General features: G+C 31.7%; 20 protein-coding genes. 17 read left to right on the forward strand and 3 right to left on the reverse strand.

Going from position 1 to position 22,745, the window contains the following annotated elements:
- Nucleotides 1–168: 168 nt before the first annotated feature.
- The 17 genes from FHQ18_RS12570 to FHQ18_RS01575 are packed head-to-tail and all read left to right on the forward strand — an operon-like array spanning nucleotide 169 to nucleotide 16,898.
- Nucleotides 169–327, forward strand: coding sequence for a hypothetical protein (locus tag FHQ18_RS12570; RefSeq protein WP_188020312.1), 159 nt, complete (start codon nucleotides 169–171; stop codon nucleotides 325–327).
- Nucleotides 320–1,819, forward strand: a complete 1,500-nt coding sequence (locus FHQ18_RS01500) for an ATP-binding protein (RefSeq protein ID WP_149265407.1) — start codon at nucleotides 320–322, stop codon at nucleotides 1,817–1,819. Before FHQ18_RS12570 ends, FHQ18_RS01500 begins: the two co-directional genes overlap by 8 nt.
- Nucleotides 1,819–2,490: a flagellar brake protein gene (locus tag FHQ18_RS01505; protein ID WP_149265408.1), complete on the forward strand. Its 672-nt coding sequence runs from the start codon at nucleotides 1,819–1,821 to the stop codon at nucleotides 2,488–2,490. The genes FHQ18_RS01500 and FHQ18_RS01505 overlap by 1 nt, the downstream gene beginning before the upstream one ends.
- A gap of 18 nt (nucleotides 2,491–2,508) precedes the next feature.
- Nucleotides 2,509–2,853: an STAS domain-containing protein gene (locus tag FHQ18_RS01510; RefSeq protein WP_149265409.1), complete on the forward strand. Its 345-nt coding sequence runs from the start codon at nucleotides 2,509–2,511 to the stop codon at nucleotides 2,851–2,853.
- The gene (locus FHQ18_RS01515; protein WP_149265410.1) at nucleotides 2,813–4,048 is read left to right on the forward strand and encodes a CheR family methyltransferase; all 1,236 of its coding nucleotides are present in this window, start codon (nucleotides 2,813–2,815) and stop codon (nucleotides 4,046–4,048) included. The genes FHQ18_RS01510 and FHQ18_RS01515 overlap by 41 nt, the downstream gene beginning before the upstream one ends.
- Nucleotides 4,045–5,346, forward strand: coding sequence for a GGDEF domain-containing protein (locus FHQ18_RS01520; RefSeq protein WP_149265411.1), 1,302 nt, complete (start codon nucleotides 4,045–4,047; stop codon nucleotides 5,344–5,346). Before FHQ18_RS01515 ends, FHQ18_RS01520 begins: the two co-directional genes overlap by 4 nt.
- Nucleotides 5,343–6,389, forward strand: a complete 1,047-nt coding sequence (rlmN, locus tag FHQ18_RS01525; protein ID WP_149265412.1) for a dual-specificity RNA methyltransferase RlmN — start codon at nucleotides 5,343–5,345, stop codon at nucleotides 6,387–6,389. Before FHQ18_RS01520 ends, rlmN begins: the two co-directional genes overlap by 4 nt.
- Before the next feature lie 21 nt (nucleotides 6,390–6,410).
- Nucleotides 6,411–6,890, forward strand: a complete 480-nt coding sequence (gene bcp, locus FHQ18_RS01530; RefSeq protein WP_149265413.1) for a thioredoxin-dependent thiol peroxidase — start codon at nucleotides 6,411–6,413, stop codon at nucleotides 6,888–6,890.
- Complete coding sequence (gene xseB / locus FHQ18_RS01535) at nucleotides 6,883–7,113, forward strand: exodeoxyribonuclease VII small subunit (RefSeq protein WP_149265414.1); 231 nt, start codon at nucleotides 6,883–6,885, stop codon at nucleotides 7,111–7,113. Before bcp ends, xseB begins: the two co-directional genes overlap by 8 nt.
- Nucleotides 7,106–8,008 (forward strand): polyprenyl synthetase family protein, encoded by a 903-nt coding sequence (locus tag FHQ18_RS01540; RefSeq protein ID WP_149265415.1) that lies wholly within the window; start codon nucleotides 7,106–7,108, stop codon nucleotides 8,006–8,008. The genes xseB and FHQ18_RS01540 overlap by 8 nt, the downstream gene beginning before the upstream one ends.
- A complete protein-coding gene (gene dxs / locus FHQ18_RS01545; RefSeq protein WP_149265416.1) occupies nucleotides 8,008–9,870 on the forward strand; it encodes a 1-deoxy-D-xylulose-5-phosphate synthase in 1,863 nt (620 codons plus the stop codon). The genes FHQ18_RS01540 and dxs overlap by 1 nt, the downstream gene beginning before the upstream one ends.
- The gene (locus FHQ18_RS01550; protein ID WP_149265417.1) at nucleotides 9,852–10,640 is read left to right on the forward strand and encodes a TlyA family RNA methyltransferase; all 789 of its coding nucleotides are present in this window, start codon (nucleotides 9,852–9,854) and stop codon (nucleotides 10,638–10,640) included. Before dxs ends, FHQ18_RS01550 begins: the two co-directional genes overlap by 19 nt.
- Nucleotides 10,633–11,484 carry an NAD(+)/NADH kinase gene (locus tag FHQ18_RS01555; protein WP_149265418.1) on the forward strand — a complete coding sequence of 284 codons (852 nt, stop codon included), beginning with the start codon at nucleotides 10,633–10,635 and terminating at the stop codon, nucleotides 11,482–11,484. Before FHQ18_RS01550 ends, FHQ18_RS01555 begins: the two co-directional genes overlap by 8 nt.
- A complete protein-coding gene (gene recN, locus FHQ18_RS01560) occupies nucleotides 11,484–13,127 on the forward strand; it encodes a DNA repair protein RecN (RefSeq protein WP_149265419.1) in 1,644 nt (547 codons plus the stop codon). The genes FHQ18_RS01555 and recN overlap by 1 nt, the downstream gene beginning before the upstream one ends.
- Nucleotides 13,120–13,716, forward strand: coding sequence for a DedA family protein (locus FHQ18_RS01565; RefSeq protein ID WP_149265420.1), 597 nt, complete (start codon nucleotides 13,120–13,122; stop codon nucleotides 13,714–13,716). The genes recN and FHQ18_RS01565 overlap by 8 nt, the downstream gene beginning before the upstream one ends.
- Nucleotides 13,713–14,831, forward strand: coding sequence for a M23 family metallopeptidase (locus FHQ18_RS01570; RefSeq protein ID WP_246798618.1), 1,119 nt, complete (start codon nucleotides 13,713–13,715; stop codon nucleotides 14,829–14,831). The genes FHQ18_RS01565 and FHQ18_RS01570 overlap by 4 nt, the downstream gene beginning before the upstream one ends.
- Before the next feature lie 51 nt (nucleotides 14,832–14,882).
- Complete coding sequence (locus FHQ18_RS01575; protein WP_149265421.1) at nucleotides 14,883–16,898, forward strand: HAMP domain-containing methyl-accepting chemotaxis protein; 2,016 nt, start codon at nucleotides 14,883–14,885, stop codon at nucleotides 16,896–16,898.
- A 147-nt stretch (nucleotides 16,899–17,045) separates the two neighbouring features.
- Here the strand turns inward: FHQ18_RS01575 and FHQ18_RS01580 are convergent, their stop codons facing one another.
- The 3 genes from FHQ18_RS01580 to FHQ18_RS01590 are packed head-to-tail and all read right to left on the reverse strand — an operon-like array spanning nucleotide 17,046 to nucleotide 22,654.
- On the reverse strand, nucleotides 17,046–19,769 hold the full coding sequence (locus tag FHQ18_RS01580; RefSeq protein WP_149265422.1) for a glutamate synthase-related protein: 2,724 nt from the start codon (nucleotides 19,767–19,769) through the stop codon (nucleotides 17,046–17,048).
- Nucleotides 19,762–20,949 carry a class II glutamine amidotransferase domain-containing protein gene (locus FHQ18_RS01585; protein WP_188020313.1) on the reverse strand — a complete coding sequence of 396 codons (1,188 nt, stop codon included), beginning with the start codon at nucleotides 20,947–20,949 and terminating at the stop codon, nucleotides 19,762–19,764. Before FHQ18_RS01585 ends, FHQ18_RS01580 begins: the two co-directional genes overlap by 8 nt.
- The gene (locus tag FHQ18_RS01590) at nucleotides 20,933–22,654 is read right to left on the reverse strand and encodes an FAD-dependent oxidoreductase (protein WP_149265423.1); all 1,722 of its coding nucleotides are present in this window, start codon (nucleotides 22,652–22,654) and stop codon (nucleotides 20,933–20,935) included. The genes FHQ18_RS01585 and FHQ18_RS01590 overlap by 17 nt, the downstream gene beginning before the upstream one ends.
- Nucleotides 22,655–22,745 lie beyond the last annotated feature (91 nt).

Below are 22,745 nucleotides of genomic sequence, written 5' to 3' on the forward strand. Positions count from 1 at the left end.
ATAAGAGATAATGTTGCAGTGGTAGAAACTTTTACAAACTTTAGTCCTCTGATAAAAAACATGTAAGAGACTGCAGTTGCGAAGAGCCCTAGATGAAGTGAAATAGCAATACCTCTCGGTGTAAAAAGTACAATTTTAGAGTTATTGTTTAGTTTTAATAAAACTTTTTTGAGCTGTGTAATTGAAAAAGAAATAAATACGGAATTATTAGAGGAGTTGAAAAAAGATAATTATTATAAAACAATAACCGAAATAACAGGCACTATTATAGAACAAGATGAAAAAAAACTACTCTTAAAAATACCTATTTGGGGTAAAAATGTTTAAAGTTTTATATGTTGAAGATGATTTTCAAAGTTTCAAATTAGTGGAATTGGTTCTAAAAAAACACAATATAGAAGTAACCTTAGCAAAAGATGGACTTGAAGCAATCGAACTTACTGAAAAACTTGTGCCTGATTTAATAATTATGGACATAAATTTACCAAAATTAAAAGGATATGAAGCTGCTGCAATTATAAAATCTAACAAAGCAACAAATCATATTCCCATTATTGCCTTAACAGCAGTTTCTGATAGTAATTACGAAAAACTATCTATGCTTGCAGGTTGCGATGCTTTTTATACAAAACCTATCGATCCACAAAAGTTTGGAAAAGAAATTTTAAAATACATTGAGCAAAGAAAATTTGAAGAAAAAGAAATAGATTTTTTATCAAAAGAAATAAGCGTTTCTTTAAAACACAAAACTGAAGAATTAGTTAAATTAGAAAAAACAATCCTAAATTTAAATTACAAACTCAATAAAATACTTAGCTCATTACCCGATGCAATATTTATAATAAAGAAAGATTTTACTATTGAATATATGAACACTGAAGGATTGAAACTGAAAATACTAGACAATAAATTTTTAAATACTTCTTATTTTTTTGATATTTTTTCTACTATCGATTATAATTTAGAAGATTTAGAAAATAATTTAAATAAGTTTAATAAATTAAGTGGCATATATCTTACTTTAAATAATGATTCAAATCGTTTTTTCCTTACCACTTTTTCTTTCATTGACAATAATTATCTAGTTACTCTTAAAGAAATCACAAATATTAAAAAATTTGAAGAAAACGTTCAACACATTGAGAAACTAGCCACTATTGGACAAATAACTTCAGGAATCATTCATGAAATAAATAACCCAATTACCGCTGTAAAAAACTATCTTTCCGTTTTAAAAAATACCATTAATGATGAAAAACAACTATCGATTTTAGAAAAAATAGAATTTGGAATTGATAGAATTTTTTCTCTTTCCAACAATCTTATGACATTTACAAGAAAATCATCTGAAAAAAAATACCCTTTAAATTTAAATCATATAATAAAAAGCGTCTTTGCTTTTAGTGAATATGAAATAAAAAGAGGAAATGTAAACGTCATCTTTAAACTTAATGAAAATCTGCCCCTTATTTTAGGTAATAAAACCAGCATAGAACAATTAGTCTTAAATCTTCTAATAAATGCTAATCATGCTGCAACCGAAAATGGAAATCCAGAGATTCATGTTAAAACATACGCCGATGATAAAAAAGTATTTCTCGAAATTGAGGATAATGGAAATGGAATTCCCGAAGATATTAGAGATAAAATTTTTGAACCATTTTTTACAACAAAACCTGAAGGTAAGGGAACAGGATTGGGATTAGCAATTGTAAAAAAAATAGTAGAAGATCATAATGCTAACATAATGTTTGATACAGGCAAAAACGGCACAAAATTTGTTATATCATTTCCAAAATATGAAAAGGAATATAAATAATGGAAAAAATTACTCGTGTAGACAGCTATCTCGAACCTAATATAAAAATTACAGTAGATGTGTTATCTGGAGAATTTCAAGACAGATATGATTCCAGGATAGAAATAGTTGATAAAGACTATCTTTACATATCCGTCCCTACCAAAAATGCAATCCCTGCCCCACTAACCCCCGGAACAAAAATTGAAGTTTCATTTATTACCGATAAAGGTAGGTTTAGCTTCAAAAGTGAAGTTGTAGAAAGAATTAAAGAAAACATTTTAATGCTAAAAGTAAAAAAACCAAGCTTTTTAATGAGAAAAGAACTAAGAAAATATTTTCGAGTAGAAACTCATCTTAAGGTAATAATATGTAAAATAAATTACAATAACAACGAAAACATTCCCGAAATGGTAAAAGAGTGTGATTTTGGAATTATTAAGGATATTTCTGGTGGTGGAATTAAAATTGTTACAGAATTACCACTACAAGCAGAAAATATTGTTGAAATAGATTTCAACGGTACCATCAATAATATAAAAGAGGTTTTTGGAAAAGTAGTCAGAGTTGTAAGTTTAAATAATAAATATGAAGCAGGAATTGAATTTATATCGATAAGAGAAAATGATAGAGATAAAATAATACATTATGTTTTTAAACGTCAAATAGAACTAAAAAAGATGCAAAAATAACCCCCTTTGGAGGATTTCATGGCATATAAAAATGAAAGAGTTAATAATATTGAAATTATTTGCCCTATGAATGAAATAGATGCTATTACCGGTAATGAAATCAAAAATCATATAAGTAAATTAACAGATGTAATCGGTATTATAATTAATTTCAATAAAGTCAACTATCTAAATAGTTCTGGTCTTCGCGAATTAATCCAGTCCTTAAGAATTTTAAAAGATAAGAATATTCCTATGGCTCTATGTAATCTCTCTGATAATATAACAAAAATATTTACCAATACTAACCTTCATAAACTCTTTGATATTTTTAATAGCGAAAATGACGCTATCAAACATCTTCAAGAAAAACACTCTGTTTGAAATAATATCAGAGTTTTTACTAACAGAATATGGTTTAAAAGTAACTTCTGCTAATATTGATATAATAACAAAGTTTATTTTAGAAAATCAAGATTTATCCTCACTATCAATAAGTGAACTGTATAAAACCTTAAAAAAGAATCTCAAATTCTTCATGCTAAATAATGAAACCTATTTTTTTCGTCATAAAACCCAAATTGACTGCATATTAGACTATATGAAATACGCACAAAATTTTAAAGTAAATATTTTATCTTTTGGTTGTTCCTCTGGGGAAGAATGTTACTCTTTAGCTATAGAATTCTTTTTAAATAATATAAATAATTACGAAATTATTGGAATTGACATTGATGATGAAGCTTTAGCCCAAGCAAAAAAGGGGATCTATAACATTAGATCATTTAGAAAATTTCCAGAGCCTTACTACTCTTTTTTTACAAAAAAAAATAACAACTACATAATAAAACCTTTTTTAAAAGAAAAAATAAAATTCTTAAACATCAACCTGATAAAAGAAGATATAAGTAATTATTTCGAAAATAACTATTTTAACATAATCCTCATTAATAATGTTTTGATTTACATAGATAAAAGATTCATAAAAATAATCCTTGAACAACTCAATAAAGTTTTAAATGAAAATGGTAAAGTTTTCACTACTGTTGAAGAATATAACTTAATTCTTGAGTCAAATATCTTCATTGAAGATAATTCATACGATAACGCTTTTAAAAAGAAAAATCTTGAGGATTTAATAAAAAAAGAATTTAGAGAACTTTACGAACTGACACCTATATTAAAAAATCCAGAAAGCGAGCAAATTTATGCTTTTGCAAAGCAATATGATAATCTTAATGAACAAACATTAATTAATTTATTACAAAATGAAAATATACCAGAAAAAATATGTGCACTTTATTATTCACTTTTTAAAAAAACATTTAATCCTGAATTTTTAAAAACTTTTATTAATAAACTTATTGCTTTCGGATACCAATACGAAGCTAAAAAGTGGTTAAAAACTTATATTTTACTAATTAACCCTACCGAAAATGATATTAATGATTATATTGAATTATGTATAAAAGCCAAAGATTATGAAGAAGCTGTTAAAATGCTTGAAAAAAAAGTTTCACTCTTTGGAAAAAAAGAAGACATCGAGAAATTAAATGTTATTAAACATGGCGAAAAATGAGTAATATTTTATTGTGTATTGATAAACACGAAACCATTCCTAAAAATCTTCTTCAAAAAGATGCCAAAATACGAACAACATTAATTTCTTCTATTAATGAAATACTTACAGGTAATTACTCAATAGTAATACTTTCTGAATCCTTTACTAAAACAAATACACTTATTTTACAAATACTCTCTTACCTTATATATGAAACTCCACCAGAGTTTTATATTCTGACTTCTAAAAATTATACTTATCTAGACATTGGTCTTATACAAGAAAAAAATTTAGATATGCTTTTAAAAAAAATAACAAAAATAGATTCGAAAATTAAAGAAAAAAACAAACTTGAATTGTTTACTGATAATATCCTTAAGTTGACTATTGCAAACAGTATTTTTGAAATCATCCATAAGAAATCAAACACATTAGATGAATCCATTTACCTTCTGCTTGATATTTTAGAAAAAATCTTTTTACCATTAAACTTGTTGATTACAATAAAAGAAGATTACACATTAAAAGCATATATAAGTAATAACTCAAACAATTTATGTTGTAACCTTATTAAAATACTAGTTCAAAAATTTAATTTAAATATAGCAAATATAGAAATAGTAAAAGAAAGTCTACGTCCAGAAATTGACTTAATTTCTGAGCGCACCATTGATGAATTTTTTAATTTTAACGATAAGATTCATATTTTTATACAGTTTACTGAAACCCAAAAATACAATAATGATTTGCTAAATTATGCCATATTTTATAGTAATCTTCTCATTAATTTTTTACTATCAATGCAATCAGCTCAATATGAAATTATAACAGATTATCTCACAAAAATATATAATCGACGTTTCTTTGATGAAACATTAAAAAACTTATTAGATAGTTCAAAAAGGCATAAGCACCCCTTTGCATTCATAAGTTATGATATTGATAACTTTAAAAATATAAATGACACCTTTGGACACGACGTAGGCGATAAGGTTTTAATAGAATTAACAAATCTTATAAAATCAAATTTGAGAAAATCAGATATTATAGCAAGGATTGGCGGAGAAGAATTTGCCATACTACTTCCACAAACAAGGAAAGAAGGGGCATCTATCTTAGCAGAAAAGATAAGGAGTTTAATTGAGCATCATACTTTTAAATTTTTAAACGATTATACTGTTACTATCTCAGTAGGCTTAGTATGTGTTGAAAATAATTTTGATATTGATTATAACTCAATATACAAACTAGTAGATAATGCAATGTATGAAGCAAAAAAGGCAGGAAAGAACAAAGTAGTTACAAAAGTAATATGAATTTTAAAATAGATTGTCTTTCTAAGGAAGAATTACAAAAATTAGCAAAAATTCTAGGTGAAAAACCGTATAGAGGAAATCAATTATTCAAATGGATTTATCAAAAAGGCGTACTTGATTTTTCATTAATGACTGACATATCAAAAACTTTTCGTGAAAAATTAAATCAATCATACTCTTTTACAAAATTAAAAATAGAACATATTGCCACATCTAAACTTGATGGCTCAAAAAAAATTTTATTTAGATTGGAAGATAACAATTTTATAGAGTCAGTACTGATGTTTGATGATGATAGGATAACTGCTTGTATTTCAACACAGATTGGTTGTAGAATGGGGTGTAAGTTCTGCAACACCGCTAAAGTTGGATTTATAAGAAACTTAACTGTAGGAGAAATTATAAGACAGATTATAGAACTTAATAACATTCTAACAGAAACCGGGAACAAACTCACAAACATAGTTTTTATGGGAATGGGTGAGCCCCTTGATAATTTAGATAATCTTGAAAAATCACTTGAAATTATCCTTGCTGAAGATGGATTAAATTTTAGTCATAGAAAAGTAACCATCTCTACTGCAGGTCTTCTCGACAAATTAGAAAAATTAACAAACAAAGACTTTAAAGTAAACATTGCCATATCTTTAAATGCTCCTGACAACAAAAAAAGAAATTCGATTATGCCTGTAAATAAAAAATTCGATATAAATGACATAGTAAATACTATAAAAAAACTACCAATCCCTAAAAGAAAACGAATTACTTTAGAATATGTCATGATAAAAAATTTCAACGATTCTACAAAGGATGCTCTCAAACTAGTAAAACTTTTTAAGGGACTACCCGTAAAGGTAAATCTAATAATATACAATAAAACAAAAGAGAGTGATTTAGACTCACCAGACTTAAATAGTGCTTTAAATTTTCAAAAGACTTTGATAAATAATGGTATAGCAACATTTATAAGAAAAAGCTTTGGAGCAGACATTGAAGCAGCCTGTGGTCAACTTTATGCTTCATACATTGATAAAACATTATGAACAAGCCATCAGGAGAATATTATGAGTACAAAATTACAACCATCTGATAAAGCTATTGATTTCAAACTACTGGGTGATGATAATAAAGAACACACATTGGATGAATTTAAAGGGAAAAAACTAATTTTATATTTTTACCCAAAAGATAACACCCCCGGTTGTACAAGAGAAGCTGTAGGATTTAGTGATTATTATGAAGAAATTAAAAAATTAGGTGCAGAAGTCGTCGGAATAAGTCCTGATTCTGTTAATTCACATAAAAAATTTAAAGAAAAACATGGTATCAAATTTTTACTTTTATCAGACCCAGAGAAAAAAGTTGCTGAAAGCTATGGTGCTTTTGGTGAAAAAAAGATGTATGGTAAAGTGACAAAAGGAATTATCAGATCCACTTTCATCATAGATGAAAACAGTATTATTATAAAATCTTTTTATAATGTAAAAGTTAATGGACATGTGGAAAAAGTAGTAGAATTTTTGAAAGGGCTTGCCAATGAGTAGTGAAAAAAATAGTTTTGAAAAAAAAATGCAAAGGCTTGAAGAAATTGTAAATATTCTTGAAAATGAAGAGCTTGGTATTGAAGAATCGCTACAGCTTTTTCAAGAAGGAATGAAAATCGGTAAAGAATGTAAAGAGTTTTTAAAAAAACTTGAACTCAAGGTAAACAAAATATTGGAAGTAAATGAAGATGGCACATTAACTTCGGAGCCTTTTGATGAGTAATAATTTCAATTTAAAAAACTACATTAAATTTTTCGCAAACAAAGTAGATGATTGGATGCGCAACAATCTTGTTTATTCAAATAAACACACTGTTGGTCTGTTAGAATCAATGAGATACAGCCTTTTTGCTGGCGGCAAAAGATTAAGACCTGTTCTTATCTATTCATCTTACGGTATCTTTGAAAGCTATTTTGATAAAGTAACCCCTTTTGCCGCTGCTGTTGAAATGCTTCATACCTATTCTTTAATCCATGATGATCTTCCAGCTATGGATGATGACGATTTAAGAAGAGGTAAACCCACAAATCATATTATGTTTGGAGAAGCCACTGCAATTCTTGCTGGCGACGCTCTTTTAACTCATGCATTTCAAGTTATGCTCGATAAAGATTTAAACCCGGATATCCCTGAAAATATCATGATTGAAGCAGCTTTTAAACTTGCCAAACATGCTGGTTTTGAAGGAATGGTGGGCGGACAATACGCAGATATAAACAATGAAGGCAAACCTATAGATGAAGAAACCTTATCTTTTATTCATATTCATAAAACTGCAAAACTATTATCATACTGTTGTGAGCTTGGTGCTATACTTGGTTTTGGAGATGAGACAGATAAAAAGAGATTGCATAATTTCGGTGAAAAGATTGGTTTAGCTTTCCAGATTGTGGATGATATCCTTGATATCACAAGCACTACAGAGCAACTAGGTAAAAATGCAAAAAGTGATGAAAAAAACAGCAAAGCCACCTACCCTCAAATATTTGGTCTTGATGAGTCAAAGAAAAAAGCTAAAAAATTGATAGATGAAGCCATCGAAGAAATCTCTGTATATGATAAAGCTGCTTTTCCTCTTATTGAAATAGCCAAATACATTATTGAAAGGACAAATTGATGGAATTTCTAAAACAATTAAAACTACCTGATGATATAAAAAATTTAAATTACGATGAATTAAAAAAATTAGCCGCTGAAACAAGACAACTAATTATTGAGGTTTGCGCCAAAAACGGTGGACACATTGCTCCATCCCTTGGCGTTGTAGAACTCACTTTATCTTTATTAAAAAATTTCGATCCTCTTCACGACAGGATAATTTGGGATGTGGGGCACCAATCCTACGCCTATAAAATTTTGACTGACAGACTGGAAAGATTCCATACATTAAGACAATTTAAAGGTATTAGCGGCTTTAACAAACCTTCAGAAAGCCCCTATGATGCCTTTGGTGTTGGACACACCAGTACTTCTGTTTCCGCTGCATTGGGGATAAGAATGGCGGATGAAATAATCGGTAAAAAACGCAAAATTGTAGCAATAATCGGCGACGGAGCATTAACTGCAGGACTTGCCTTTGAAGGGTTAAACAACTTGGGGCATCTGGATAAAGATATGATTGTCATTTTAAACGACAATGAAATGTCAATCAGTAAAAACGTGGGTGCTATCTCAAGCTATCTATCAAGGGCAATGACAGGTGAATTTTACACCCATCTTAGAAAAGATGTCCAAAACATTTTAGAACACGCTCCCCTTGGAGATAAGCTTTTAAAAATGGCAAAAAAGTTTGAAGAAGGGTTAAAAGGGCTATTTACTCCAGGTATATTGTTTGAAGAATTGGGTTTGAAATACATTGGTCCCATTGACGGACATGATTTAAAAGAGCTTGATAAAGCTATACACAATGCAAAAATCCAGGATGGTCCTACCCTAATCCATGTCATAACAAAAAAAGGAAAAGGGTTTAAGCCTGCTGAAGAAAATCCAGAGAAATTTCATGGTGTATCTTCCTTTGATATAGAAACAGGAAAACCAATAAAATTTAAAGGTAAAACATTTACTGAAGTTTTTGGCGACGCTCTTTTAGAATTAGCTAAACAACATGATAATATTGTAGCTATTACAGCAGCAATGAAACCAGGCACAGGTCTGAACAAATTTGCTGAGACTTTTCCAGAAAGATTTTTTGACGTAGGGATTGCAGAACAACACGCCGTCACTTTTGCCGCTGGTCTTGCAATCAGTGGATGCAAACCATATGTGGCTATCTACTCAACTTTTCTTCAAAGAGCTTATGATCAGATTATTCATGATGTAGCCCTTCAAAATTTACCTGTTATATTCTGCATTGACAGAGCTGGCCTTGTAGGAGCAGATGGTCCAACTCATCATGGAAGTTTTGATATTTCATATCTTAGGACTGTTCCAAATATCCATATAATGCTTCCCAAAGATGAGTTTGAACTGATCGAAATGCTAAAATTAAGCTATGAATTAGATGCACCAGTAGCAATCAGGTATCCAAGAGGTGATATAAAAGTATATGATTTACCAAAAATACCAGTTACACTTTATGAGCCGGAAGTTATAAATGATTCAGGTGAAATCTTAATTATTAGTGCTGGACACATTTTTGATGAAGTATTTGAAGCTTATAACAACTTAAAGAACAAATTCTCTGTCGCCCTTTTAAATTTAAGGTTCCTAAAACCTCTAAATATTGAAAAAATCCTTGAAATAGCAAAAAATAAAAAGATGATTATAACTGTAGAGGAAAATAGTGTAAATGGTGGTGTCGGCGACGAAATACTTTCCATACTGGCAGAAAACAATGTTTACCCTGAAAAATTCATAAAATTAGGAATTCCTGATAGATTTATTGAACATGGCTCAGTAAAAGAGCTCAGAAAACTGATAAGACTTGATGCCAAATCAATTGAAGAAAAGATTATTTCTGAATGGGAAAAGATAGATTAGATAAAATTCTTGTATCAAAAAAGCTTGTAGAATCAAGAGAAAAAGCCCAGCGTTTAATAATGGCTGGTCTTGTCTTTGTAAATAATGAAAAAATTGAAAAACCAGGCACTAAAGTTGATGAAGACGCAGAAATTTTTATAAAAGAAACTCTTCCTTATGTAAGCAAAGGGGGACTAAAACTTGAAAAGGCTGTCAAGGTCTTTAATCTGAATTTCAAAGACAAAACTGTCCTCGATATAGGTGCTTCCACAGGTGGTTTTACCGATGTGGCATTAAAAAATGGTGCAAAAAAAGTATATGCGGTAGATGTGGGTAGGGGGCAATTACATTACAGCCTGCGAATTAATCCAAAAGTTATCAATATAGAAAAATGTAATTTCCGCTACATAGAATTTGAACAGATTGGTGAAAAGGTAGATATCATTACAAGTGATGTTTCGTTCATTTCCTTAACCCTAATAATACCAAAAACTATTCAGTTTTGCAAAGAAAAGAGTGAATTTATAGTACTTATCAAACCTCAATTTGAGGCAGGAAGGGAGCAAGTAGGTAAAAAAGGTGTTGTGAGAAATACTGAAGTTCACAAAGACGTCATTAAAAAAATTATTGATTGTGCAGAAACTAACGGTTATAAATTAAAAGGGCTAGCAAAATCCCCCATTAAAGGTGCAAAAGGAAATACCGAATATTTGGCGTACTTTGTGTATTCGGCAAATTTCACTGAAGAAATTAATTATGACGATTTAATTGAGAGAGCGATAAATGAATAACATTGCATTGATAGCTAAACCACACTCTGAAACAGCCAAACCCGTTGCCCAAAAAATTTATACGTTTTTAAAGGAAAAAAATAAAAATATATTACTTGATGAGCGTGCTGCATCTGTTTTAAATTTACCTTCAAACAGTGATGAAGAAATAAAAGAAAATTCTGAACTGATAATAGTTCTTGGCGGAGATGGGACATTAATTTCCGCCATACGTTTGATTGACAGTAAAGATATTCCAATTCTTGGCATAAATCTAGGTAGACTAGGATTTCTCACAGAAACCAAGGTAAATGAAGCCATCCAAACCTTGGAAAATATTTTAGCTGATAATTACAAATGTGAAAAAAGGATGAAACTGCATGGAGAAATCCTGAATAATGATAATGATAACTTCCAGATGGAAGTGTTAAACGATATTGTGATTCATAAGGGGGCTCTTGCAAGAATAATTGAAATGGATGTTTTCATAAATGACATGTTTGTAAACACCTATCGTTCTGACGGTCTTATTATAGCAACCCCCACTGGCTCCACTGCTTACTCCCTTGCTGCAGGTGGACCTATAGTGTTTCCTACCATGGACTCAATTCTAATCACTCCCATCTGTCCACACTCTCTTACACTCAGGCCCATAATTATCCCAGATGATTCCATTATTAAAATCGTTATAAAAAGTGAGGATGAAAAGATTTTTATTACATTTGATGGCCAGATTGGTAAAAAACTTGAAAAAGGGGACAAAATATTAATTAAAAAATCAACAAATTTTGCAAGATTGATAATCCCACAAAATAGAAATTACTTTTCACTTCTACGTGAAAAACTTAACTGGGGTAACAAATAATGTTATCGTACCTCAAAATAAGAAATTTTTCAGTTTTTGAAGAAGTGGAAGTAGAATTTGATAGAGGACTTAACGTAATCACTGGAGAAACAGGTGCAGGAAAATCTTTACTTGTTGAAAGTCTAAAAATGGTTCTTGGTGAAAGATTTTCTCGTGATAAACAAAGAGATACCCTACAAAAAACTGTATTTGAAGCTCTCTTTGAAGAAATAGCTCTGGACACTGAAACAAAAGAAAAATTTGAAATAGATAATTCTATAATTTTGAGAAGAGAAATTGATTCATCTGGAAAAAACAGAATATTTATTAATGGAAACCTTGCCACACTAAATGAATTAAAAGAAATTGGAAAAAAACTTGTGGATATCCATGGACAGCATGATCATCAGCTTCTTTTAAATCCTGATTCCCATAAGTTATTTATAGATAAATTAATTGATGAGAATATTGTTATAGATTTTAAAAATAGTTACAAGAAATACATTGAGTTGAAAAGTAAACTTGAAAACATCGTAAAAAACAGAAAAGAGTTAGAGATTAAAAAACAGATTTTGCAAGAACAGCTATCAGAAATCGAAGCTCTAAACATTGATATTGATGAAGACTCAAAATTAGAAGAAAAAATTAAATTTTTATCAAATATCGAAAAAATTAAAAATGCAATCGATGCATCTTTACAAATTTTAAGCTATGGAGATATTTCCATTGAAAAACTTCTTTCTGAACTTTCACACCATCTACTTATTATTAAAGACTTGAAATCAGAGTTCAAATCAGTATACGAAAAAACTGAAGACATATCTTACGAGATAAATGATATTGTAAATACATTGGAAAATATATTTGATTTTGAAGAGTATAATGTGGATGAATTGAACAATCTAATTGATAGAAAAATGGCTTTAGATAAACTTTTAAAACGGTACGGTCCTACTCTTGAGGATTTATTAAACCATAAAGAGAATATTAAAAAAGAACTTGAATCCCTTGATACAGGGGATGAATACATCGAGAAACTTCAAAGTGAAGTGTTAAAAGCTTTCGAAGAACTAAAAAATAAAGATAATCTGCTTTACGAAGAAAGAAGAAAAATTGCTAAAAAATTAAAAAAGGGAATTGAAGCCATTCTTAAAGAGCTTGAATTAAAAGATGCAGTCTTTGAAGTAAAATTAAAAGAACAGGACAAAATAACTGCCGATGGAAGCAAACTTCCCGAATTTTACATTACAACAAACAAGGGGTTTGACACAGCACCTCTATCTAAGGTAGCTTCAGGTGGCGAACTTTCAAGGATTATGCTTGCACTAAAAGAGATCTTTGCTGAAATAGATGAAATCAATACACTGATTTTCGATGAAGTGGATACAGGAATAAGTGGTAAAACAGCGAAAAAAGTTGGTGAAAAACTAAAAGCCTTATCCAGTAAAAAGCAACTTATAGTCATCACCCATCTACCCATTGTAGCAGCAATGGGGAATGCTCATTTTCACATTATAAAAAGCTCAGCTAACGACAAGACATTCACATTAATTAAAAAACTAAATGAAAATGAAAGGAAGGAAGTGCTTGCAACCATGATATCCGGAACAAATTCTGCATCATCACTATCACAAGCAGAGGAGTTGCTAAAATCCAATGGATAAAATCGCAGCATTTATTGTAGCCAGCATATCCCAAATAGGTTATTTTGGAATTATTCTGCTTATGGCTCTTGAAAGCTCTTTTTTCCCATTTCCAAGTGAAATAGTAATCCCCCCAGCTGGATATCTTGCTTCACAGGGTAAAATGAACCTGATAGTGGTTATAATTTGCGGTATTGTCGGTAGTATTTTAGGTGCTCTTTTTAATTACTATATTGCCTACAGATTTGGTAGAAAATATTTAATAAAGTATGGCAAGTATCTCTTTATTGATGAACAAAAATTTCTAAAAATTGAAGGATTTTTTCAAAAACATGGTGAAATAACCACCTTTGTGAGCAGACTACTGCCAGGTATTAGGCAGTACATCTCTTTTCCTGCAGGTCTTGCAAGGATGAATCTCGTTAAGTTTATCCTTTACACCGGAATTGGAGCTGGAATCTGGGTCGTAATTTTAGCCTATGTAGGTTTTTTTGTAGGAAATAATATTGAACTTGTTAAAAATAATCTTCACAAAATAACCTTTTATATGATACCTTTTATTGTTCTAATGATAATCACCTATGTTTTTATCAAAAGGAGAGCAAATTGAAAAAATTCTACACAATACTTTTTATGTTTTATTCCATTTTTACTTTTGCAAACACATTAACTGTTAAAAATGGAGATTCAATTTATTCCATACTTAACGAAAAATTAACACCTAAAGAAATATTGATACTTAATAAAAACTTGAAAAAAGCTGATCCAGAGTTTGTTTTAAAAAAAGGGGTAACATACACTTTTCAATCTAATAAGATGATAATTCACGATGGTTTTACTAAAGACATAATTCTTGATTTAAACTCATTGCAGGTAAAAATAATAAAATATCCTGTGAAAAAAATCGATACCGTAATTTCTGGTGAAATAAATTATAGTTTATTTGAAGCTATTAAATCAATGGGTGAATCTGAAGAACTTGCTGTTAGGCTTGCTGAGATATTTGAATGGGAAATTGACTTTTTCAAAGATATAAGACCAGGTGATCAATTCTCAATAGTAGTTGAAAAACTTTTTTGTAAAGACAAATTCATAGGATACGGCAAAATACTTGGTGCAGATTTTGTAAATCAAGGTAGACTCATAAGAGCTCTTTATTTTGAAGGAAATAAAATCAGAGGATATTTTACACCTGAGGGTAAATCTCTTAAAAAAGGTTTCTTAAAGGCTCCTTTAAAGTTTGGAAGAATCACGTCAACCTTTAAAATAAAAAGGTTACATCCTGTACTGAAAACATATAGACCTCATTATGGAGTTGACTATGCTGCTCCAATAGGAACACCTGTTCATGCTACAGCAGATGGCATTGTGGTAAAAAAAGGTTACTCAAAGGCAAACGGCTACTATGTAAAATTAAAGCACAATAATGGATATTATACTTATTATCTACATTTCTCCAGATTTAAAAAAGGGTTAAAAATAGGACATTATGTGAAACAAGGTGACATTATTGGATACGTAGGTATGACAGGTTATGCCACAGGTCCCCATGTGGACTATCGAATAACAAAAAATGGCAAATTCATAAACCCACTACGATTCAAATCTCCTACAAAAACGTTACCAAAAAATCTTGTATCAGATTTCAGAAAAAATACTGAATACGTCGAAGCTTTGCTAAACTCTTCCTATTATAAGTATGCAAAATTGCAATTATTACAATAGCTATAAAGTTTCTTTTTGTCTTACCGATAGTTAAAACAGTTGGAGGTTATTATGAGTATCAAACTCAAAATCGTTTTATCTTATCTATTAATTTCATTTCTTTTTTTAATCGCAGGGTTAATTGCAATAACATCATTTAAGAAAATATCTAACCAACTACAAAAGGATATATCTGGTTCTATAAAACTACAAACATTCTTAAAAGATATCCAATCTGATTTTCTCAAATTATCTTCAACCCTGAAGGATATAAAAGCTGAAGAAGACATTGAACAAATAAGCAATAGTGAAAAACAACTTAACAATTTAATAAGTAAAATTGATAAAAATCTTAAATCACTAAATGTAAATTTAAAAGATTTTAGTAAAGAGTTACAAGCTATAAAAAAAGATTACAAAAATTTTTCATCCCTTTCCCAAAAGCTTGTTTCTTTAAAAATCGATTATTTAAACACATCAGCAAATGTTATGGAAATCTTTGACAAAATAGATAGTTTGTACAGGCAACAAAAAGGTGAAACCTTTATAATTACCTCTAACACTAAAAATAATAACGAATTAATGTTACTTAGTAAGATTATGGAAGATATACTCCAGATAAAAATCTACTCTTCTTTATTAATCAATTTTACAGATGAATTTGATATAGAAGACGCAAAAGATTCGATGATTAGCTATTCAAGAACAATGGTCGCTATCATTAATACTTTTTTAAAAGGTGGTACTTACCAAAAAATTGCTATTAATCAAATCACCGACAAGAAGAAAATAAAACATTTTAACAAACTGATAAATTTAAACAAACAAATACAAAAAGAAGCTAAAAATCTTTTCAATGAGTATATGAAAAAAATACAAATAAACACACAATTGATAAACCTATTAAAAGAGGTTAATAATTTAAACAACTCTCTTGAAAAGAAAATAGATAAAATTGTTCTGCTATCCAATAAAAAAGTCTCCAGCTCGTTCAAAACAATCGAATCATCTATAAATAAAACAAACAGTTTATTAGTAATTTCTGTTCTAATAGCAATAGTAATCGGACTAATTATAGGCATTATATCTTCAAATAAAATTGCAAGCACAATAAATTATGCGGTTAATCTTGCTAAAAAAATTGAAGATGGAGATTTAACTGCAGAAGATATAATTTCAAAAGGTAGAGATGAACTTGCCACTCTAAGTAATTCATTAAATGAAATGAAAAACGGATTAAAAACTATTATAAAAAACATCATGAACACAATAAACACTCTAAAAGATGTAAGTTCAAAATTAGAAGAAGAAATGAATACCATGTCATGCTCTTTTAATGATGTCAGTCATAATATTGAAAGTACTGTGGCAGCAACTGAGCAGCTTTCTCAAAGTGCCTATGATATTGCTAATAATATTAATACAAGCATTACAAACCTAAATACAGTAAGAGATGATGTTTTGGGAAGTAATGATATGTTAATCAAATCTATAAATGATGTTTCTAATATTTCAAAAGATCTAGGGAAAGCCTCTGTAAATCTTACAAATTTGAAAGAAGCAAGCAAAAAAATACATGACGTGGTTAATATCATCATTGATATTGCTGACCAAACTAATTTACTTGCTCTAAATGCTGCCATTGAAGCAGCAAGGGCAGGTGAACATGGCAGAGGTTTCGCTGTAGTAGCGGATGAGGTTAGAAAATTAGCAGAAAAAACCGCAAAATCTGTAAATGATATTTCTAAAATGATAAAAACAATAAATAACGAAATTGATAATTCAGTATTAATGGTAAACGATGGAATCTATGCCCTTGATGAAGGAGTAATTAACTTAAAAAATTTAGGTGATAATTTTAATAGCAATGTTCAAAAACTTGAAGATGCAATAAACGCAATAAATCCAATTGTTAATATGATTGAAGAACTAAACACTGCTGTTAATTCAATTGCTGAATCACTTAATAATATTAACAATACCAACGTTGAATGTAGTCAAAAAGTCCAAGACGTATTTAATCTGTCCAACAAACTTGTCCAAATCAACAAAGAGTTATCAAAAATAGCTGAAAAGTTTAAAATATAATTAGTTGCCACTGAAAAAGTGGCAACTAAGTAAAATCTGATTTTTTAATAATTTTTTATGAACCAGCATTTTTGGGGGATTTAATGGGGGAGCAAGCATCCCCCTTTATGTTAGGGGATTTAAAAGGGGCTATAAGCCCCCTTTATATTATGAAAATGGTGAATCAGAGTCGCGACTTGATACAGGAATAATTTTGTGAAAATCACTGAAAATGTCTTCCTTATTATTATAAAACCTCTCTGCAAACATTCTTAACTTTTTGTTATACTCCTCATCAATATCAACATTCAAAAAATAATCCAAAAACTCTATAATTTCATTTTCCAAAAACTTTTTATCCTCTTCTGTAAGATAATCTATCTTTTTAACCCCTACTCCGAGCTGTGACTCTTTGATATTTCCTCTTATGTAAGCCGCCCCTGCCGTCATCCCACTACATATATAATACCCCATTGGGTTATCCATATCTACCACATTTAATACTATACCAATTCCACCCTGGGCATATTCCATAAAATAATCACCCATACCTTTTTCATATCCAACGCCGTAAATAGCCACAGGTGGTTTCCGCTCATTTAATCTCTTTTCAAAGGTTTCTAAAAACTGCTCCCAGCTCATTTTACTACATAAGCTTTTTCTTTTCTGGTATTTTATTAACAATTCTTCTAAAATATCATTTTTTTCATAATACTCGTACTTAGATAAATCAAGCTCAGCCCATTCTCTTGGCAAACCAGCCTTCATCAGTAAAAGATTTCTCACACCGCCACTTTTTGCTACCCTAAATTTACCACTTACCGCATAAGCAGCAAAAAGATCACTCACATCTCCTGCAATATTTATCTCTTTAGGATTGGACGTATTGGCAACACCAACCTGAACATTGGCAGGAATTGTAGTCTTTGTGGAGTGGTTTGGTATCACATTTATTTTCACATCTCTCACAAAGGCAAAAGAGTGATTACCCACCAAACCTCTAACAGTAATTTCCTCACATTTCACACCTGTACCAATTAATCTCTGCCCCACCACATTATCTAGATAAAATCTTTTCACTCCACGCTCTACCGCCATTTTCATAATAAGATTCAACGTCCTACTATCAATCTCACTCACCTGAACATCTATTTTTAAAAAATCACCTTCTATTTTACTCAAACACTCGTTAATTAAACCTTCATTTTCTCTGTAAATCATATCATAAGTTTTAAAAACTTTATGATTTCTCTCTCTAATGGCTACATTTGATACCTGTTTTTCAAAATCTTCTATTCCAAATGTTTGGAAGAGCAATGGATCATTGCCGTGATACCTGAATCTTCTTGCTCCAACCACGTCAGCATGAGAGCTCATACCAAGCCCAGCTGCCAATCCTTCCATATCTTTTTGAAACGATTTTATCATATTTACGATATATTCACTTGCAATTTCAGGATCGATTCTATCTCCATACTGCCTAGAAGTAATCCCCCATGCACACTGCCCGGTATGACAGCGTTGGCACAAAGTGCATCCTAAAGGATGAAGAGTCCTCATCCCCATCCCTACAAAATCAGCACCCGCAAGAAGCACAAGAAATGCATGAAAACTATCAAGCACTCCTCCTTCTGATATAATGGAAACCTGCTCCCTTAACCCTTCTTTGCGTAATGCAAGATCAGCAATGTGAGTAAGATAAACTACATTTAAACCTTTATTTTGTAAATCCACATAATGGGCAGCTCCTGTTGAACCATCACCGGCTTTTATAGTAATGTAATCAAATCCCGCTTTTGCGAGAGCAACAACAATTTCTGTGAAATTCCAAGCCGTACCATATACATCTGCACCGATGAGCTTCTCATCTCCAAGCAAAGCCCTTAAAGACTCCACTCTCATAGGTAGCTCTTCAATGGAATACTGTAAATGCTGAGGATTCGGTGAAGTTAAATCTCGTAAAGCTTCAACACATCTAAGCAAAGCAATCTCAATATCATTTTTCTTAGCCTGTAACCTTCCACCCTTTCCTTTCTTAGCATCCTGCCCATACTTCATGGAAATACCGGCAAATTTATCCAACTCCACCCATGGTCCATATCCACCTGAACCAAACTGCAGTATGCAGTATTTTGCTGCCGGCATCATATCCGGATGCAGATACCCTTCCCCTGTGAAAAAAGGACGTCCCAACTTTATACTTGCCATTAACCTTGCCAGAAAAGCCTCATGACTATTGGAGCCATAACTCATATGCACATCAAAAATCGGTGTTTCACATTTAAACTTTGCTTTCCTCTTTCCAAGAAACATATTGTCAAATTTACCGGCATACTCATGAAGATGATCTCTTTGAGGACTCAAAATTTCAGCTGCATCAATGAGCCAATCGCTAGATAATTTTGATTTTTGCAAACCCAAATGGGCACTGCTAACAGTAGATTCGCCATTTGCCCTCATCAAACAATTATTGATAACCGTAGAATCGGTAAACTCCACACCGATATCATGGTAATCAGGATTTTTATATACTTTGATTGCCCTTTGAGGACACATTTTCACACATCTTTTACAGTTGCAACACTCATCAGGATTAATCCATAATATCTTCTCAATCAAATGAATCTCATCATCTTCCCCTGCTTTCACTCTGTTGCCCTCAATGTCATAATAAACCATTTCCATAGTGAAAACACCATAACCACTTTCGGGGTCATTTAAATTGTGTGTACAGGCTTCCACACACCTTGCACAATGCACACACCCTCTACCAGGCTCTTCTTCCTCAGTAGTTACTTTAACCCAGTATTTTGCTCCCCTTGCATAAACTCCGGTAGATTTAGGCTCTGTATATTTAATGGAAGTTTTTACAATAACCTCTTTCTTAATCATTGTTCCATCTCCAGTTATAATCTAATTTTTTTAGCTTTTTATCTTTGACTTCAAAGGCAACAATTTTGCCGGCATCTGGATCATAAACTTTATCCAAAGAAACTTCCATAAAATAAGCCGCAGAAAGAATCGCTCTCTGTTCGCTACCCAAAAATGCCACTTTATCGTTGTATCCAATACTAAATGACCTTAAATGGTCCCTATCCGTCATACCGATACAATAATCATCCACAAGAACTATAGCGGTAGCAGGACCACTCATCTTCATCCTATTTAAATAGGGATCTTTTATAAGCTCAAGATATCTCTCTCTTTTTTCCTCATCCATCTCTTCTAACTCCTGAGGAAACTTACGGCACATAATCCACTCAATTTCCTCAATAGAAAACCCTTGTCTTAAAAGATAATCAGTTTGTAGAAAAATAGCCTCTGAATCTGTACCCACATGCAAATCTATACCAAGCTGTTCAAGAGCAGTGGCATTTGATTTATCACTCGATAAGTGGCCATTATGAATCCCTGAAATTTCTCCAAGAGATATAGGCTGAGGCCCCCACCATAAACCTCGTCCTTTACTGGTAGGCCATCTCAAATGTATCAGGCAACCCTCATAAAACCAATCTTCATACTGCTCCAAGTCATAAAGTTTGATTGTATCCTGTAATTCAAAAGCGGTAAGAAACGTTCCGTTCTCTTTTGAAGATGAAAAGATTCTTGCGTCATCCATAAAAGTTTTATTAAAAAGAGTTACATGTTTCAAAATATATTTGTAATCGTCAGCAATCCTCTCCCGATACATCATTTCTTCTTTTGTGGGAGGCGTGACATAGTATCTTTTTATAACAGGTAAATCGTACTCATAGTAAAATTTCTTCTGAACCATATTTTGTGAATCAAGAATATGAACTCCCCAATCTTCAATTACCTCTTCAAGCTCTCTTACTTTGTACTGATTTCGATACATTATGTGAAAAACGTAAAAATCATTATCTTTATAAATACCTTTTAATGTTACGCCGGCACCGGTCCTTCCTCGATATTGCAAACACATCGCAGCTTTTAACAACGGCATTAACCGAAATTCTCCAAAGGAAGCCAGCAAACCACAGGCACCAAGAGGTAACCCCTCTTTGCCCCCTGAAAATTCCTCTACTGTTATCTCTCTATTTCTTTTCAACATCTGAAACCCCTAATAGCTTTTTTAAGTTTGTATATTGTTTTTCAACATAATCTATTTTTGGTGAACCCTCCTCAATTACACTGAGGGCAGCTCGTGGACAGGCTTCCACGCTTTTGAATGTAGCTGAGCCCATCTTCTCCTCTAAAAAGTGGTAAAAACAAGCATCCTTTTCCAGACTCCATTCGGTAATATGTTTCACAATGGACCCACCCGCATACCTATAACACCAATCACACTGTATACAAATTCCACAAAAGAAACACCTCTTTGCAAAAAGAACAGCCATATCTTCATCAATAGTTTTTACAATCTCTCTAAAGCTTTCTTTTCTTTCTCCAAAATCGAGTTTTTCTTCAACTAACCTTGAAGATTTATCAAAATATTTCACATTTAAAGTATCAAAAAATGCAATCTCTCTCTCAGGCTCCTCTGCCACATCAATTCCCAGATTTTTTAATACGGCTCTTGCTGTCTCCCTTGCAAGTCCAACAGCCCTCACCACCATACCGGTATTCTCCACTGCTCCCATGGCCGCATCGCCGGTTATATAAACTTTATCTTTCAACTCTACAGGTAAATCATGACAAATAAGCCTTGGAAACTCTATTGAAAAACTTTCCCCCACGAAATAGAAATCAGGCTTGTCACCCACAGCTACTACAATCCTGTCAAATTCAAACTCTTCATAAACATCTTTTACCGGCACCGGTCTTCTTCTTCCGCTTTCATCCACAGGGCCAAGCTTCATTTTTTGGCATTTTAAAATCAACTTCTCGTTTTTCCTTTTAATACTCACAGGTTGAAGTAAAAATTTAAAATCAACACCTTCCCTTTTCGATTCTTCCACTTCCCCCGGATGAGCGGTCATTTCAGAAACAGTCCTTCTATAAATAACAGTCGGTTTTGCACCCAATCTCACCGAAACCCTTGCCACGTCAAAAGCAGTATAACCACCACCGATAATTCCTATACTTTCACCTTTTTTTAACTTTAAATTTTCTACATTATCAAAATTTACATCTCTTAAAAACTGTATTCCGTTATAAACCTTTCCTAAATCCTCACCTTCTATCCCCATAACACCAGGTTTATGGGCACCGGTTGCAACTATAACGGCATCATACTCTTTCACTAACTTTAAAAATTTCTCTTTATTAACATTTTCATCACAATAAATATTAACTCCTGTATCAATAATATACTGTAACTCCTTTTGAAAAATCTCTCTCGGATATCTGTAAACAGGTATCCCTTCAACCAGTAATCCCCCAGGTTTTGAGTGCTTTTCATAAACATCCACTTTAACACCTTCCTTTGCAAGGAAATAGGCTGCAGAAAGTCCTCCGGGACCAGAACCAATCACAGCCACCTGTTTATCATTTTTTGTTTTAACATTTTTAGGTTTTAACCCCTTTTTATAACCCCAATCTGCTACGAAACGCTCTAATGCTTTTATATCCACTGGCATATCAAATTTTGCTCTGTTACAGGCCGTTTCACAAGGATGGTCGCAAAACCTCCCACATCCAGCAGAAAAGGGATTAGTCTCTTTAAGCAGATAAAACGCTTCTTCAAATCTTCTTAAACTAACCAGATGTAAGAATTTTGGAATATCATTTTTGGCGGGACAACCTGTGTTTCCTAGATGATCCTTTGAATAACAGGGACTTTTTCTATTTACATAAACAGGATAAAGTTTTTTCAATTTCTCCTCCTATGGTAATTATCCTTTATTCTTTTTATATTATAACACAGATTTAAGAAAAACCTCAGATAGTTACTAGATTGTTTTATAA

Origin of the sequence: Deferribacter autotrophicus (assembly GCF_008362905.1) — a bacterium.
Classification (GTDB): domain Bacteria; phylum Chrysiogenota; class Deferribacteres; order Deferribacterales; family Deferribacteraceae; genus Deferribacter; species Deferribacter autotrophicus.